Genomic DNA, 14,779 nt, shown 5'->3' on the forward strand with positions numbered 1-14,779 from the left:
GACGCACCGCGGCACTGTCAGTTGCCGGCAGCCAAGCGGGCATGCAGCATGGGCCATGCCTTTGCAAAACCCGGGTGCAGCGGGCGGGTGGCCACATCCTTCAGTGGCACCCATTCCAGCGCCAGGCTTTCCGGATCACTAATGACAGGCTCAAAGGGGACGTCCACAGCGACCGCCACGGTGGTGTAGCTCCAATAACCCACGTCCCAGACGGAGGTGAAAAGCACTGACACATTGGCCGCAGGCACCCCCGCCTCCTCCCACGACTCCCGCAGTGCACCATCAATGGCGGCTTCGTTCGGACGCAGCGCGCCGCCGGGCAGACCCCACGTCCCGCCGTGGTGGGACCAGAGGGCCCGGTGTTGGAGCAGGACCCCCCGGCCGGCGTCGTAGGCCAGCAGTCCGGCGGAACCGCAACGGCCCCAAAACTTTCCCGCAGGCCCCTCCACCCAGGCTTCACTGGGCTCTGGTGAACTCTGCAGGTGTCCCGGCCGCACAGCCGCCGCGGCATCTTGCGCAAAACGGGCCGCAGCACCCTCGTTTGGAGGTGTTCCCACCATGTCCTCCCCTTTACCAGTTACAGAGCAACAACTATGGATTGGCTACAGCACCTGCACCGGGATCCCTGCCATGCATTTTCTCGGGACCGGCTGTGGATGCACACATCACGGCACGTTGGCTGCCACAAGCGCGGCCGCCAACGGTTCATCAAAATACTTCTGCAGTCCATTACCCGTCCGCAGGGCAGGCAAATCGGGGATCAGCTCCAAAGGGCTGTTCCTTTTCAAATTAAACTCCGTCACCAAACCGGCCTTCTTCAGCGACGTCACATCAACCTTCAACGACGCAAGGGCTGCCAGCACCACACCTTCCACCTGCGCGCGGGCAAGAACGGATTCGTTGTTGCTTTTAGCCAGCGCACCCTGGATCACACATGCTGAAGCGATGCCCAGTGGCCCGAAGGTTTCAATGACATTCGCATAAGTCCAGGCCAACTCCAGGTCCCGGCGGCCCAGCTGCGGAATTTCGACCTTTTTGCTCGAAACATGCGCCACTTCACCCCGGGGTCCCCGCTCCAGGATGAGCCATTTGAATTCATTCTTGGCCGGGAGCAGCCCCAGGTGGCAGGACACTAGAAGTCCCAGTCGTCGTCTTCGGTGTTGACGGCCTTGCCAATGACGTAGGAGGAGCCGGAGCCGGAGAAGAAGTCGTGGTTCTCATCCGCGTTCGGGGAGAGCGCGGACAGAATCGCCGGGTTCACATCCGTCACCGCGGAGGGGAACATGGCCTCGTAGCCTAAGTTCATCAGCGCCTTGTTGGCGTTGTAGTGCAGGAACTTCTTCACGTCCTCGGCCAGGCCCACGGAATCGTACAAATCGTGGGTGTACTGGACCTCGTTTTCGTACAGTTCAAACATGAGCTCGAAAGTCCAGGCCTTCAGCTCTTCCTTGCGCTCCTCGGAGACGCCCTCAAGACCCTTCTGGTACTTGTAGCCAATGTAGTAGCCGTGCACTGCCTCGTCGCGGATGATCAGGCGGATCAAGTCGGCGGTGTTCGTCAGCTTGGCCCGTGAGGACCAGTACATGGGCAGGTAGAAGCCGGAGTAGAACAGGAAGGACTCCAACAGCGTGGAGGCAATCTTGCGCTTGAGCGGATCGTCGCCGTAGTAGTAGGACTCAATGATCTGGGCCTTTTTCTGCAGGTTCGGGTTTTCCACCGACCAGCGGAAGGCCTCATCAATTTCCTTGGTGGAGCACAGGGTGGAGAAGATGGAGGAGTAGCTCTTGGCGTGCACCGATTCCATGAACGCAATGTTCGTGTAGACGGCCTCCTCGTGCGGGGTGAGGGCGTCCGGGATCAGCGAGACGGCGCCCACCGTGCCCTGCAGGGTGTCCAGCAGCGTCAGGCCGGTGAACACGCGCATGGTCAGCAGCTGCTCCTCCGGGGTCAGCGTGGCCCACGACTGGACATCGTTGGACAGCGGCACCTTTTCCGGCAGCCAGAAATTGTTCACCAGGCGGTTCCAGACTTCAACGTCCTTCTCATCCTGGATGCGGTTCCAGTTGATGGCCGTTACGTGGCTCGCCAACTTCAGCTTGTCCGGTGTCATTGCTCTCCTCATAAAACATTTAGTGACCGCGCAGGGCCCAGTCAATCTTAAGTCAAAGGCACGACGGCGGGAGCCACCCGCCGTCGTGCTCTTCAGTTGTGGTGCGCCAACCTACCCACTAAAGGACAGGCTTAATGCCAAGGTTGCTACAGCATGCAGCTGACGCAGCCCTCCACCTCAGTGCCCTCCAGCGCGAGCTGGCGCAGGCGGATGTAGTAGATGGTCTTGATGCCCTTGCGCCAGGCGTAGATCTGGGCCTTGTTGATGTCACGCGTGGTGGCGGTGTCTTTGAAGAACAAGGTCAGGGACAGGCCCTGGTCCACGTGCTGGGTGGCAGCGGCGTAGGTGTCGATGATCTTCTCAAAACCAATTTCGTACGCATCCTGGTAGTACTCCAGGTTGTCGTTCGTCAGGTAGGGGGCCGGGTAGTACACGCGGCCCAGCTTGCCTTCCTTGCGGATTTCAATCTTCGAAGCCACCGGGTGGATCGAGGACGTGGAGTTGTTGATGTAGCTGATGGAGCCCGTGGGCGGGACGGCCTGCAGGTTCTGGTTGTAGATGCCGTGCTCCATCACGGAAGCCTTCAGCGCGCTCCAGTCCTCCTGGGTGGGGATGTGGATGCCTTCAAACATCTGCGCCACCTTGGCAGTGGCCGGAACCCACGCCTGGTTTGTGTACTTGTCGAAGAACGCGCCGCTGGCATAGGTGGACTTCTCGAATCCGGCGAAGGTGGTGCCGGTTTCAATGGCCAACAGGTTTGAGGCCCGGATGCAGTGGTAGACCACCGAGTAGAAGTAGATGTTGGTGAAGTCCAGGCCCTCTTCGGAGCCGTAGTGGACCCGCTCGCGGGCCAGGTAGCCGTGCAGGTTCATCTGTCCCAGGCCAATGGCGTGCGACTGGTCGTTGCCCTTGGCGATCGAGGGGACGCTGGTGATGTTGGACATGTCCGACACCGCCGTCAAGGTGCGGATGGAGGTTTCAATGGTCTTGCCGAAGTCGGGCGAATCCATGGCCTTGGCAATGTTCAGCGAACCCAGGTTGCAGGAGATGTCCTTGCCGGTCTCGGCGTAGGAGAGGTCGTCGTTGTATGCGGTGGGGGCCGAAACCTGCAGGATCTCCGAGCACAGGTTGCTCATGATGATCTTGCCGTCAATGGGGTTGGCGCGGTTGACCGTGTCCTCGAACATGATGTACGGGTAGCCGGACTCAAACTGGATCTCGGCCAGGGTCTGGAAGAACTCGCGGGCCTTGATCTTGGTCTTCTTAATGCGGGCGTCGTCCACCATCTCGTAGTACTTCTCGGTGACCGAGATGTCGGAGAACGGCATGCCGTAGACCTTTTCGACGTCGTACGGGGAGAACAGGTACATGTCCTCGTCGCGCTTGGCCAGCTCAAAGGTGATGTCCGGAACCACAACGCCCAGGGAGAGGGTCTTGATGCGGATCTTCTCATCGGCGTTTTCACGCTTGGTGTCCAGGAAGCGGTTGATGTCCGGGTGGTGGGCGTGCAGGTACACCGCCCCGGCGCCCTGGCGCGCGCCGAGCTGGTTGGCGTAGGAGAAGCTGTCCTCGAGCAGCTTCATCACGGGGATGACGCCGGAGGACTGGTTCTCGATCTGCTTGATGGGCGCACCCACTTCGCGGATGTTGGTCAGCGCAAAGGCTACCCCGCCGCCGCGCTTGGAAAGCTGCAGGGCCGAGTTGATGGAGCGGCCAATGGACTCCATATTGTCTTCAATGCGCAGCAGGAAGCAGGAGACCAACTCGCCGCGCTGGGCCTTGCCGGCGTTCAGGAAGGTGGGGGTGGCGGGCTGGAAGCGGCCGTCAATGATTTCATCGACAATGTTCTGGGCCAGCTCCTCGTTGCCGCGCGCCAGGTGCAGGGCCACCATGCAGACGCGGTCCTCGTAGCGCTCTAGGTAGCGGTTGCCGTCAAAGGTCTTCAGCGTGTAGGAGGTGTAGAACTTGAACGCGCCCAGGAAGGTCTCAAAGCGGAACTTCTTCTTGTACGCGCGCTGGTACAGCCCGCGGATGAAGTCCATGGAGTACTGCTGGAGCGTTTCGGGCTCGTAGTATTCGTTCTCCACCAGATATTCAAGCTTTTCCTCAAGATCGTGGAAAAACACCGTGTTGTTGTTCACGTGCTGCAAAAAGTACTGGCGGGCTGCGGCGCGGTCGGCGTCGAACTGGATCTCGCCCTGGGCGTTGTACAGGTTCAGCATGGCGTTGAGCTCGTGGTAACCCAGGCCCTCCCACGCTGCCGGCATGTCCTTGGAGGCCTTCACTGTTGAGTCCTTTGCTGAGACAATCGTGTCCAAAATTCTTCCAATCCTGCGCGAACGCGGTCCACATCATCAGAGGTGCCCATGAGTTCGAAGCGGTATAAATGCGGTACCTGGCATTTTTCGGCGACTATGTCCCCGGCCAGACAATAATGATTTCCAAAGTTGGTGTTTCCGGCGCCGATGACGCCGCGGATCAGCCCGCGGTTGCCGGGGACGTTGAGAAACTTAATGACCTGCTTGGGCACTGCCCCGCGTCGTGTCTGCCCGCCGTAGGTGGGAAGGACCAGAACAAAGGGCTCCTGCGCCAAGAGCGTTTCTGCGGCCGTGTAGAGGGGCAGCCGGGCTGCCTCAACCCCCAATTTCACCACGAACCTGTGGGTGTTTTCAGAGGCCGAGGAAAAGTAGATCAACCGGCTGCTGGTTTGCACGCCGCTGGCCGCGTCCACAGCATTTTTTGCTGCAATTGCTGACATCACAATCACTTTCCCACTGCCTGCTGGTGCGGGGCCGGCCGCTGCTTGCACCGGGCCCGCCGGAGCGCCCGAGACGGACATGAACCATGGTGCCGTGCGGCCGACGCCGTCCGCCCGGCACGGCGGTGGATCAGGCTACGCTGGCGTCTTCGAGCGCGGCGGCCAGTTCAGCGATCTTGTCGGGGCGGAAACCTGACCAGTGGTCTGCATCGGTGATGACCACCGGTGCCTGCTGGTAGCCCAGGCTCAACACATGCGCCAAGGCTGCAGGGTCGGTGGAGATGTCCACACTCTCGTAGGAGATGCCCTTTTTATCCAATGCGCGGTAGGTGGCATTGCACTGGACGCACGCAGGTTTGGTGTAAACCGTGACGGTCATGATTGTTTCCCCTTGTTCTCTAACTGCCTCTGGCGGCCCGGCTGGCTGTCTGCGGTTCCTGGCGCTTTTGCGCGGGTTCCGGGCAGCTTCGGGCCATTTTGGCGGCTCCCTGGGGAACCGCTTGAATCATGTATAGATACTACATGTAGTGCAGGGGCCCGAGGTTGACCCCTACATGATGTATTACAAGTATGTCATTTAACACGGTGCCAGTCCACAGCCGGAAAATTTTAAAAGCCCGTGAACTCAAGGTTAAAACCAAGATGTCCACAGCTTGTGGAGGAGTTGCACACATTAAATTTTGCCCGCGTGTCGCTTTCTCCGGCGTGTCGCAGGCACCGCCGCCTCCGGCCTGCTTTGGCGCGCCAACATCACAGCTTACGTCTAAGCTGGGCGGAGCCACCTACAGCAGCAAAGGATGCGGCAGTGATTAATCCCATGCATTTGCACACCCTTCTGGAAGTGGTGCGCCGCGGCTCCTTTGCCGCCGCCGCCACGGCCCTGGGGTACACGGCGTCGGCCATTTCCCAGCAAATGTCCACGCTGGAGCGGGACAGCGGCGTGGTCCTTTTTCAGCGTTCGGCCCGCAGCGTGAAGCCCACCGAGGCGGCCCTGATCATGGCCCGGCATGCAAGCAAGGTCCTCACTGACATTGACGCCCTGCTGGCTGCGAGCGCAGGCACCGGCGAGGGGGCCGAACATGAACTGCGCCTGGGCATTTTTCCCTCCCTGGCCACCCATGTGCTGCCCCGTCTGCTGGCAAGCAGCGCCTGGTCCGGGCTGGGCATCAAACTGCACGTGTCGGTGGGTGAGCCGCAACAGACCATTGGCGGGCTGCGCAGCGGCGGGGAGCTGGATGTGGCGCTGGTGTACCAGGTGGGCCAATCGGGTCTGGCCTGGCCCAACAAGCTGGGCCGGCAGTGGATCGGCGACGACAATTTCCGCGTGGTGCTCCCCCGGTCCTGGGGCATCAGGCCCGGTTCCGTCATGGCGGCGGCACAGCTTTCGGACATGCCCTGGATCATGCATCATCCCGGGACCAGCGATGCATCCGTCATTGAGCGCCTGTTCGCCAGCTGCAACCTCCACCCGCGCGTGGTGGCCTACAGCGACGACTTCAATGCCAGCCTGCAGCTGGCCAGTGTGGGCTTGGGTGCGGCCCTGGTGCCCGAGCTGGCGCTGCAGGGATGCCCGGAGAATGTGGTGGTGCTGGACGTGCCCGACATCCGCCTGGCCAGGAATGTCTTTGCCTTGCTGCTCAATGACAACCGCACGGCGCGGGTGGAGTTGTTTGTGGACAAGCTCGCGGCCATCATGCAGGAGCTGACGCAGCAAAGCCGGGTGGACGCCACCTTGTAGCGGGCCCGGTCAGGGCGTGCCGGCATCCGGTGCCGGCATCTGCGCCGGCGCGGGCCCCGGGCCCCTGCCCCTGGGCCGCTTCGGGGTCTCCGGCGCCAGGGGCTTGTCCACCCTTGACTTCCGGTGCAGGTTGCCCACACCGCGGTGGCGCCCGTGATGGCTGCCCATGCCGCTTTCCTTCACGCCCCAAAGGGCAGGCCCGGGATGGACAGATACGCCGCCGGCACCCCCAAGTTCAGGGGCCTCCGAGGACGTTTGGCTCCCAAAGTCCGCCCGGCCCCATTCAGCTTCGCTAAAGACGAACAGTGGCAACGGCTTGTCCCCGGCATTGCTGAGGGGCGGCCCGGGCGGCAAAAAAACGTCCCGGGCCCACCGGCAGGGGTGGGCCCGGGACGCTGTCACCAGGTTTGGTGTGGGGGATTGCCCCTAGACCAGCTGCGCGCGGACTTCCTTGGTGGCCTTGACCAGGTTGCGCAGCGACTCCTCGGTTTCGGCGTAGCCGCGGGTCTTCAGCCCACAGTCGGGGTTGACCCACAGCTGGCGGGCGGGCACGTGCTTGACGGCGGTGCCCAGCAGTTCGCTGACCTCGGCCTGGCCGGGGACGCGGGGGCTGTGGATGTCATAGACCCCGGGTCCCACGCCGCGGCCAAAGCCGTGGTTTTCCAGATCGTTGACCACTTCCATGCGGGAGCGGGCGGCCTCAATGCTGGTCACGTCGGCGTCGAGCCCGTCAATGGCGTCAATGATGACACCAAATTCGGAGTAGCACAGGTGGGTGTGGATCTGGGTTTCATCAGCGGCACCGGCGGTGGCGAGCCGGAAGGAGTTCACCGACCAGTCCAGGTAGGCGGCCTGGTCGGCACGGCGCAGCGGCAGCAGCTCACGCAGGGCGGGCTCGTCGACCTGGATGATCTTAATGCCGGCGGCTTCAAGATCGGCAATTTCATCCCGCAGGGCCAGGCCCACCTGGTTGGCGGTGTCGCCCAGGGGCTGGTCGTCACGGACAAAGCTCCACGCCAAGATGGTCACCGGGCCGGTGAGCATGCCCTTCATGGGCTTGTTGGTCAACGATTGCGCATACCTGGCCCATTCCACCGTGATGGCCTGCCCGCGGGTCACGTCACCCCAGAGGATGGAGGGGCGGGTGCAACGGCTGCCATAGGATTGCACCCAGCCGTGGACTGTGACGTCAAAGCCTTCCAGGTTCTCGGCAAAGTACTGCACCATGTCATTGCGTTCGGGCTCGCCATGGACCAGCACGTCGAAGTCCAGTTCCTCCTGGAGCTCCACGACCCGCTTGATTTCATCCTTCATCAGCTGGGCGTAGTCCGCCGCGGTGATGGCCCCCTTGTTGGCGCGGGCCCGGGCACTGCGGATCTCACCGGTCTGCGGGAAGGAGCCAATGGTGGTGGTGGGCAGCGCAGGCAGGTCCAGGGCCGCCGTTTGGGCCGCTTCCCGGACCGGGTACGCGGCACGGTTGAAGTCCTCCGGCTTCAGGGCTGCCAGGCGGGCACGCACCTCGGGGCGCTTGACGCCGGGGGCCACCGCACGGGAGGCAATGACGGCTGTGGCTTCGGCAATGGCGGCAGCGGACGACGCCGGGTCCTTCAGGTGGGCGGCCAGTGTCACCACTTCGACGGCCTTTTGGTCGGCGAAGGCCAACCAGCTGCGCAGTTCCGCCGGGAGCTGGACTTCCTCCTGAACGTCGTGTGGGACGTGCTGGGTGGAGGTGGAGGTGGAGACCGCCACCTTCAGGCCGGCGGCCTGGATGGCTTCGAGCCGGGAAACGGACTCGGCCAGGTCGTTGCGCCAAATGTTGTGGCCGTCCACCACTCCTGCAACCACCGTCTTGCCGTTCAGCAGTGCCAGCTGCTCCGCGGCGGGCACGGCGCCCTTGAAGGCATCAAGGTGCAGGGCCTCGATGGGTGCGGCAGCCAGTGTGGGCAGCAAATCGCTCAGCGCACCGAACGGCGTGGACACCAGGATGGCGGGGCGGCCGGGCGCGGCGGCAAGCACTTCGTAGGAGCGTGCCACGGCGGCCTGGATGTCCGCCACGGGCACGTCCTGGTCGGCCACGAGGGCCGGTTCGTCAATTTGAACCCAGCTGGCTCCGGCGGCACCGAGGCGGCTGAGCAGTTCGGCATAGACCGGCAGCACGTCCTCCAGGCGGGAGAGGGGGTTGAATCCGGCCGGGGCGTCATCGCTGGCCTTGCTCAAGAGCAGGAATGTCACCGGTCCCACCAGGTAGGGACGGGTTTCAAAGCCGTTGGCCAAAGCCAGTTCAAACTGCTCCACCACCCGGGTGGAGCTCAGTGAAAAGTTGGTCTCCGGACCAATTTCCGGCACCAGGTAGTGGTAGTTGGTGTCGAACCACTTGGTCATTTCCAGCGGCTGCTGCTCGGCAGTGCCCCGGGCCAGGGTGAAATAGGCGTTGATGTCCAACTGGCCCTGGGCATTGTGCAGCTCGCCAAAGCGTGCCGGCACAGCTCCCAGGTGCGTTGCGGCGTCGAGCACCTGGTCGTAGTAGGAGAAGGTCCCGGGAATTGCCGCCGGCTCGGTCAAGCCCAGCCCGCTCAGGCGGCGGGCAATGCCCAGCTGGATGCTGCTGGCGGCGGCTTCCAGCTCGGCGGCGTCAATGGTGCCGGCCCAAAAAGCCTCAATGGCCTTCTTTAATTCGCGGCGGCGGCCAATGCGGGGGTAGCCCAGAAGCGAGGCGGAGGGGAAAGACGCTGTATGTGACATGGAAAATCCTTTGAATTGGGAAAGCAAGATGAAAAAAGTTCACTCACACGGGCTAGGCCGTGACAAGACCGCGGGCTGCAGGGGGAACGGCTGCGGGGCGCAGCAGCTGCAATTTGTCGAGCACGTCCAGGGCTGCGGCATGTTCATTGAAGGTGTACAGGTGGATGCCGGGGGCGCCGGCATCCAGGGCTGCACGGGCCAGATCCACCGTCGCCGCCACCCCAATGCGCCTGCTTTCAGCGGCATCGCCGGCCCGGCCCAGCGCGTCCAGGAGCGCCGGCTCCGGCGCCACGCCCGTCATGTCCCCCAGCCGGAGCACCCGGCGCAGGCTGGTCAGTGGCATGAGCCCTGGAATGATGGGAATGGTGACCCCGGCGCGGCGGGCCCGGGCCACTAAATTGCTGTAGTGCCCGGGGTGGAAAAACACCTGCGTGATGGCGAAGTCCGCCCCGGAGCGTTGTTTGGCCAGAAGCACCTCAATGTCATGTTCCTCGGACGGCGATTCCGGATGGCGTGCCGGGTAGGCCGCCACACCAATTGCCACCTTTCCGGCACATAGAAGTGCCGAGCGGCGTTGTTCCACCCGGCGAATGAGTTCAATGAGGTCCTGGGCATAGTTCAGGGCGCCGGGGCGGGGCTCGGCCGGCGCATTGCCGGGCAGATCCCCGCGCAGGGCCAGGATCCCGCGCACGCCGCGCTCCAGGAGTGTGGAAATGGTGCCGGCCAGTTCATCGGCGGTGTTTCCCACGCAGGTCAAATGTGCCAGGGGCCGCAGGGAGGTTTCGGTGAGCAGCCGGTCCAACAGGTCAACGGCGGTGTCGCGGTTGCTGCCGTTGGCACCGTAGGTCACCGCCACGTAGTCGGGGTTGGTGCTTTCCAGCTCCCGAATGGTGTTCCACAAGGCGGTGGCCGCGGCCTCGTTGCGTGGCGGAAAAAGTTCATAGGACAGGGCTATGGGCGCCGGGTGGGAGACAGGAGCGGTGCTTTGAATAAGGCTGGGTGGGGACATTTGCGCATCCTTGAGAAGGGGTTGGCCTCGTCGCGGAGTGTCTAGAACACACGGCGGCAAGGACAATCTTTTGTCATGAGAACTTCAGATGAAGGCGGCGCATGGCGACTGGGTCAACAATTGTTGCCCGTCCCGCGCGGCTCCACCGGCAAATGTCAGGCCCACATGGGGGCACCCACACCTCCAAGTGCTTCTGGAAGTCGCTGACACACGTTGAGGAACTAACGTTGTCATCATCCTAAGCAGTCAGGACACCCGGCAGCAAACCCCGGACCGAATTACGACGCAACTTTACGGCCCATTTGCGCAATCCGTTCGACGGCGGCCCCGGGAAACAGTGAATATCGAACGATCCACACCGTGGCCGCGGTCCGCCAGTGCCGGGTGGAACTACCAGGGCTTGGCGTACTGATCCGGTTCCTGGGCCTCAAGGGCCTCTTTAAGCTTCTGGCCCTGGCTGCGCTCGTGCTGGGCCTGCTGCCCGGACTTTTCCAGTTGTTCCAACTTATCCGCCGCTGGAGGTGCTTGTTCCTCCTCTTCGGCGCCCTCCCCGGGGCTTTGCTGTTCCTGGCCACCCTGTTGCTTCTGCGCCAGCCGTTGGGCCGCCTGTTTCAGCGCCTCGCCCTCGCCCTGGACGTTATTGGGGTTGTCGGCGGCAAAACAGTCACGCGGTGCCTGCGCCACCAGCGTGCTGCCCTGGGCAAACAGCTCCGTGGCTGCGGCCTGATCCCCGGCCTGCATTTTTTCAGTGCCAAGTTTTTCCAGACTGAGCACCAGGTTCACGCGCACCTTGCACGATTGCCCGTGCGGCACCAGTTCCAGGGCAGTGGCAAATTCGTCCCGGGCCAGCTCAAAGTTGCCCTGCAGCACGTGGCCGTCCCCCAGCGCAAAATGGGCCTTGTACCGTTCCACCACGTTCAGGGTCTCCAGGACCTTCCCGGCAGCCAGGGTTCGATCACCATTGCCGGCATCAAAGGCTTCAGTGGCCTGCCCGGCAGCAAACGGAAGGCTCAGCAGCTTCACGGCAAGAACCACCGTGGCCAGCACCGCCGGCGCGGCAGCGCCCAGCAGCCGTTGACGCCGGCGCATCCTTGCTGCAGTGTCATGGGCCGTCAAGGCTGGTCTCCTGCCCGGTGCTGTAGAGGCCCCCGCCACAGCAGGAACAGGGAAGCAAGTTCCCACAGCGCCACGCCAAAGGCGGCCACGGCCAGCAGCCAATACAGTTCCCAGCGCCCGGGCGCAGTATTTTGGCTCTCGCTTTGGGAACTGGTGCTGGGCGCGGATTTGACCATGGCCGGGGCAATGTCCGTGTTGCCGGCGCGGTGCACATAAGGCACGTCCAGCTCCGAGGCCACCTTTCTCAGCGCCTGTTCATCAATTTTGGATACGGCCGGGGCGCCGGCTGCGCTTTTGTCCACAATCCATTCACCGCCGGTGGCGGAACCAAAACCCTGTTCACGCATTTTTCCGCCGGCCGCGGTGCCGTAACCGAGCACCGCTCCCCCGTCCACCAACGCCGTTGATTTTGTAAAGGGGGCGGGGGCCTGCGCTGCCGTCTGCTCGCCGTCACCGAAGTAAAACACCAGGCGGGGCCGTTCGGGATGGCTGCTTTCCACCGCCGCCAAACGCTCGGCGAGCAGGGAATCAGCGACGCTGATGCTGCTGCCCTGGGAGTTGTACGTGATCCGTGGGGACAGCACTTCGCTGAGGGTGCGCAACGCAGTGGTGTCGGTGGTCAGGGGAAGCTCCACCACAGCATTGCTGTCAAAGCTCAGGAGTGAAAAACGGGCCCCGGCCAGTTCTTCGGCAATGGCCGAAATGTCGGCCTTGATGCCGTCGATGCGCCGCCCGCTGCCGTTGTGGTCTTCGGCCGCCACGCTGGGGGTGGTGTCCACAACAAAAAAGACATTGAGATCCGTGGCGGCAACGGGCACCGACGCTCCCGGGATGCCGGGACGGGCGGCGGAGAAGACCACCAAAACCACCAGGGCGGCGTACCGCCAGCGGGCAGCGCTGGGCGACTTGTGCAGCAGCGACGCGGCAGCGGCGATCATGAGCAGCGCCACGGGCCAAAAAAGCCACGGGGTCACCAGGGGCAGAAAGTTCATCGATGCAGCCTCCATCCGGCGGTTCCCAGCACCAGCAAGGAAACCAAGGCCGCCCCCAGCGGCCAGGCGGGCTGGTCCTGCACTGTCCTCCGGGGCGCCCCCTGCAGCCTGGAAGCCTCCGTGGCCTGGACGGCATCCACAATTGACTTCACCGCCGTCTGTGACTGAAGGGAGTAATACTGCCCGCCGGTGGTGGAACTGGCCTGCTTCAAGCCTTCCGCCGCGTCACCAAAAAGGGTTGATGAGCCAAAGTCGTTCGGGTTCAGCGAGTACACCCGGATGCCTGACCGTTGTGCCAACGCCGCCGATTCGGCCAGGGAGAACAGGGACCTGCCGGCCAGCATGTTGTCGGTGGCAAAAACAATGGACCGCGAGCGCTGGGTCTGGTCCACTGCCGGGAATCCATTGGCGCAGCTGGCCAGGCCGTCACCAATGAGGGAGGAACCTGCCGATTCGTAGGTACCGGCAAAAAATTCGTAACCGCCCCCGGCGCCGCCAAGTGATTTTTTGGCCACCGTGAGCTGCTCGGCCACAAAGTCGTAGTCGTCAGTGAGGGGAAACACCGTCACGGCGCTGGAATCAAAAATGACCAGCCCGATCCGCTCGCCCCGGAAGCTGCCCACCAGCTCGGAAAAGACACCGACAATAGCTTCATCCGTTTCCAGCATGGACCCGGAAACGTCCAGGCACAGCATGATGTCCCGATTGACGCTTTCCGGGGCGCTGAGGGTTTCCGTGACCGGCCGCGCCGCCGCAACGGCCAGGGAGAGCCCCAGCACACCCGCGCCAGCCAGCGCCACGGCCAGCCATCTGCGCCTGCGGGCCACCGCTGCCCGGTAGCCGGCCAGCGCCGTCAGCCGGTCCGCATGGGCCACGGGTGTAAACGGGACACCGGGGGTTCGGTGGCGCCACAGAAAAAGCAGCGTCCCGGCCATCGCCAGCACGGCCAGCGGCAGCAGCCACCAATGGCTCAACGCCATGACTGCACCACGCCCCGGGCCAGGTGCACGGCTTGGGACGCGGTGAGCTGCCCGCCGTAGGCGGAAAACTCACCCGGATACAACAGCTCCACGGCATCCCCCACCAGGGGCAAACCATGGGTGCGCAACTGGGCCAGGGTCATCCGCTGGGTCTGCAGGCCGGTCATCTCGTACACGAAGGTCCGCACTGCCAGGCTCAGCTCCAGGTGGCAGTCACGCCCGCCCAGCTCCCCGGCGTCGTGCCTGCTTTCAATGCCGCCGATCAACTGCAAATAGCGGGCCCGCACCGATTCCGGGTTGCGGGGGGCCACAAAACCGGGCACGGCTGTTTCACGCGGGGGCCGGGTGCTGATCCAGATCCACGCCACCGCGCCCAGGCACAGCAACAGCAGGGCGGCGCCGAGCAGCGGCCACCATATTGAGTAACCCACGGGGCCGTAGAACGTTCCTTCATCGGGCACGGCGATGCCTCTCCAACAGGGCAAAGACCTGCCCCACCGCTTCATCGCTGTGGGCAATGGTGGCGGTGGCAATGCCGCGGCGGCTCAGCAACTGCGCCAGCTCCTGGCTGCGCCGGGCCACGGCGTCCGCATAGCTGCGCGCCAGGCGCGGATCCTGCGCCAACAGCACATGCACCTGCTCCAGCCCGGCGGCACCCACCGCATGGCCCTGCACGGCCTCGGCACCGGCCAGGGCCGCGTCGGCAAGCTGCACCCACAGGACCTCATGCTGGGCAGCAAGCCGGCGCAGCACCGTGGCCAGGCGTTCGGAGGCAGGGACGTCATCGGCAATAATGACCAGGAGCATGCGCCGGCGGTAATGGGAGGCGGCATATTCGAGCCTGGCGCACAGATCGCTGGGTCCATGTGTGAGGGACGCGGCGTCCACACAGCGCAGCAACTGCTCCAGATGGCTTTCGGTTCCCTTGGCCGGAAACGCCACGGAGTCTGCCCCGGCCCCATGGACCAGCGCCACCGAATCACCATGCGCCAGGGCCAGGGATCCCAGCACACCCATCGCCATGACTGCCAGGTCCTTCTTGGCTTCACCGCCGCGGGCCACGGCAGCCATGTTCCGCCCGGTGTCCGTGACGAACAAAAGCTGCTGGCGGCGGGTGGCCACATAACGCTTGATCAGCGGCGTGCCGGTGCGGGCGGTGGCCTTCCAGTCAATGTCACGCACCTCGTCCCCTGGCACGTAGGCGCGCAAATCATCAAAATCCAGGCTGCGGCCACGGAAAATGGAGGCGTATTCGCCATCCAGCATGCCCCGGGCACGCCGATGGGCGAAGATGTACATTTTGGTCTTGACCGCCGTCAACAAGCTGCCCATGG

At 63.5% G+C, this 14,779-nt stretch carries 15 protein-coding genes; 1 reads left to right on the top strand and 14 read right to left on the bottom strand.

The window, feature by feature from the left end:
• Positions 1-17 precede the first annotated feature (17 nt).
• The 6 genes from ACFUCV_RS02375 to nrdH form a co-directional block, all read right to left on the bottom strand.
• Entirely contained in the window at positions 18-560 is a 543-nt protein-coding gene (locus ACFUCV_RS02375) for an NUDIX domain-containing protein (protein WP_380811642.1), read from the bottom strand.
• 105 nt (positions 561-665) lie between these two features.
• Positions 666-1,133, bottom strand: a complete 468-nt coding sequence (locus tag ACFUCV_RS02380) for a hypothetical protein (RefSeq protein ID WP_380811644.1) — start codon at positions 1,131-1,133, stop codon at positions 666-668.
• Complete coding sequence (nrdF, locus tag ACFUCV_RS02385) at positions 1,133-2,122, bottom strand: class 1b ribonucleoside-diphosphate reductase subunit beta (protein WP_380811646.1); 990 nt, start codon at positions 2,120-2,122, stop codon at positions 1,133-1,135. The genes ACFUCV_RS02380 and nrdF overlap by 1 nt, the downstream gene beginning before the upstream one ends.
• Before the next feature lie 134 nt (positions 2,123-2,256).
• Positions 2,257-4,377 (bottom strand): class 1b ribonucleoside-diphosphate reductase subunit alpha, encoded by a 2,121-nt coding sequence (gene nrdE, locus ACFUCV_RS02390; RefSeq protein WP_380811903.1) that lies wholly within the window; start codon positions 4,375-4,377, stop codon positions 2,257-2,259.
• 14 nt (positions 4,378-4,391) lie between these two features.
• Complete coding sequence (nrdI, locus tag ACFUCV_RS02395) at positions 4,392-4,868, bottom strand: class Ib ribonucleoside-diphosphate reductase assembly flavoprotein NrdI (RefSeq protein ID WP_380811648.1); 477 nt, start codon at positions 4,866-4,868, stop codon at positions 4,392-4,394.
• Positions 4,869-4,998: 130 nt separating this feature from the next.
• Positions 4,999-5,247 (bottom strand): glutaredoxin-like protein NrdH, encoded by a 249-nt coding sequence (gene nrdH / locus ACFUCV_RS02400; protein ID WP_380811650.1) that lies wholly within the window; start codon positions 5,245-5,247, stop codon positions 4,999-5,001.
• 426 nt (positions 5,248-5,673) lie between these two features.
• Between nrdH and ACFUCV_RS02405 the strand changes: the two genes are divergently transcribed.
• Positions 5,674-6,606 carry a LysR family transcriptional regulator gene (locus tag ACFUCV_RS02405; RefSeq protein WP_380811652.1) on the top strand — a complete coding sequence of 311 codons (933 nt, stop codon included), beginning with the start codon at positions 5,674-5,676 and terminating at the stop codon, positions 6,604-6,606.
• Positions 6,607-6,615: 9 nt separating this feature from the next.
• Here the strand turns inward: ACFUCV_RS02405 and ACFUCV_RS02410 are convergent, their stop codons facing one another.
• The 8 genes from ACFUCV_RS02410 to ACFUCV_RS02445 form a co-directional block, all read right to left on the bottom strand.
• Positions 6,616-6,774 (bottom strand): hypothetical protein, encoded by a 159-nt coding sequence (locus tag ACFUCV_RS02410; RefSeq protein ID WP_380811654.1) that lies wholly within the window; start codon positions 6,772-6,774, stop codon positions 6,616-6,618.
• Between the two features lie 258 nt (positions 6,775-7,032).
• On the bottom strand, positions 7,033-9,348 hold the full coding sequence (gene metE, locus ACFUCV_RS02415; protein WP_380811656.1) for a 5-methyltetrahydropteroyltriglutamate--homocysteine S-methyltransferase: 2,316 nt from the start codon (positions 9,346-9,348) through the stop codon (positions 7,033-7,035).
• Positions 9,349-9,400: 52 nt separating this feature from the next.
• Positions 9,401-10,357, bottom strand: a complete 957-nt coding sequence (locus ACFUCV_RS02420; RefSeq protein WP_380811658.1) for a methylenetetrahydrofolate reductase — start codon at positions 10,355-10,357, stop codon at positions 9,401-9,403.
• Positions 10,358-10,747: 390 nt separating this feature from the next.
• Positions 10,748-11,473, bottom strand: coding sequence for a hypothetical protein (locus ACFUCV_RS02425; RefSeq protein WP_380811660.1), 726 nt, complete (start codon positions 11,471-11,473; stop codon positions 10,748-10,750).
• Positions 11,470-12,465 carry a VWA domain-containing protein gene (locus ACFUCV_RS02430; RefSeq protein WP_380811662.1) on the bottom strand — a complete coding sequence of 332 codons (996 nt, stop codon included), beginning with the start codon at positions 12,463-12,465 and terminating at the stop codon, positions 11,470-11,472. Before ACFUCV_RS02430 ends, ACFUCV_RS02425 begins: the two co-directional genes overlap by 4 nt.
• Positions 12,462-13,445 carry a VWA domain-containing protein gene (locus tag ACFUCV_RS02435; protein WP_380811664.1) on the bottom strand — a complete coding sequence of 328 codons (984 nt, stop codon included), beginning with the start codon at positions 13,443-13,445 and terminating at the stop codon, positions 12,462-12,464. Before ACFUCV_RS02435 ends, ACFUCV_RS02430 begins: the two co-directional genes overlap by 4 nt.
• Positions 13,436-13,876 carry a hypothetical protein gene (locus ACFUCV_RS02440; protein ID WP_380811666.1) on the bottom strand — a complete coding sequence of 147 codons (441 nt, stop codon included), beginning with the start codon at positions 13,874-13,876 and terminating at the stop codon, positions 13,436-13,438. The genes ACFUCV_RS02435 and ACFUCV_RS02440 overlap by 10 nt, the downstream gene beginning before the upstream one ends.
• 19 nt (positions 13,877-13,895) lie before the next feature.
• Entirely contained in the window at positions 13,896-14,777 is an 882-nt protein-coding gene (locus ACFUCV_RS02445) for a DUF58 domain-containing protein (RefSeq protein ID WP_380811668.1), read from the bottom strand.
• Positions 14,778-14,779: the final 2 nt, after the last annotated feature.

Source organism: Specibacter sp. NPDC057265, from assembly GCF_042668835.1.
Classification (GTDB): Bacteria; Actinomycetota; Actinomycetes; order Actinomycetales; family Micrococcaceae; genus Specibacter.

Coding starts and splice junctions, on each gene's coding strand:
- nrdE (WP_380811903.1), bottom strand. CDS start 4,377: ATGCCGGCAGCGTGGGAGGGCCTGGGTTACCACGAGCTCAACGCCATG.
- nrdF (WP_380811646.1), bottom strand. CDS start 2,122: ATGAGGAGAGCAATGACACCGGACAAGCTGAAGTTGGCGAGCCACGTA.
- ACFUCV_RS02445 (WP_380811668.1), bottom strand. CDS start 14,777: ATGGGCAGCTTGTTGACGGCGGTCAAGACCAAAATGTACATCTTCGCC.
- ACFUCV_RS02420 (WP_380811658.1), bottom strand. CDS start 10,357: ATGTCCCCACCCAGCCTTATTCAAAGCACCGCTCCTGTCTCCCACCCG.
- nrdI (WP_380811648.1), bottom strand. CDS start 4,868: ATGTCAGCAATTGCAGCAAAAAATGCTGTGGACGCGGCCAGCGGCGTG.
- ACFUCV_RS02430 (WP_380811662.1), bottom strand. CDS start 12,465: ATGAACTTTCTGCCCCTGGTGACCCCGTGGCTTTTTTGGCCCGTGGCG.
- nrdH (WP_380811650.1), bottom strand. CDS start 5,247: ATGACCGTCACGGTTTACACCAAACCTGCGTGCGTCCAGTGCAATGCC.
- ACFUCV_RS02410 (WP_380811654.1), bottom strand. CDS start 6,774: ATGGGCAGCCATCACGGGCGCCACCGCGGTGTGGGCAACCTGCACCGG.
- ACFUCV_RS02375 (WP_380811642.1), bottom strand. CDS start 560: ATGGTGGGAACACCTCCAAACGAGGGTGCTGCGGCCCGTTTTGCGCAA.
- metE (WP_380811656.1), bottom strand. CDS start 9,348: ATGTCACATACAGCGTCTTTCCCCTCCGCCTCGCTTCTGGGCTACCCC.
- ACFUCV_RS02435 (WP_380811664.1), bottom strand. CDS start 13,445: ATGGCGTTGAGCCATTGGTGGCTGCTGCCGCTGGCCGTGCTGGCGATG.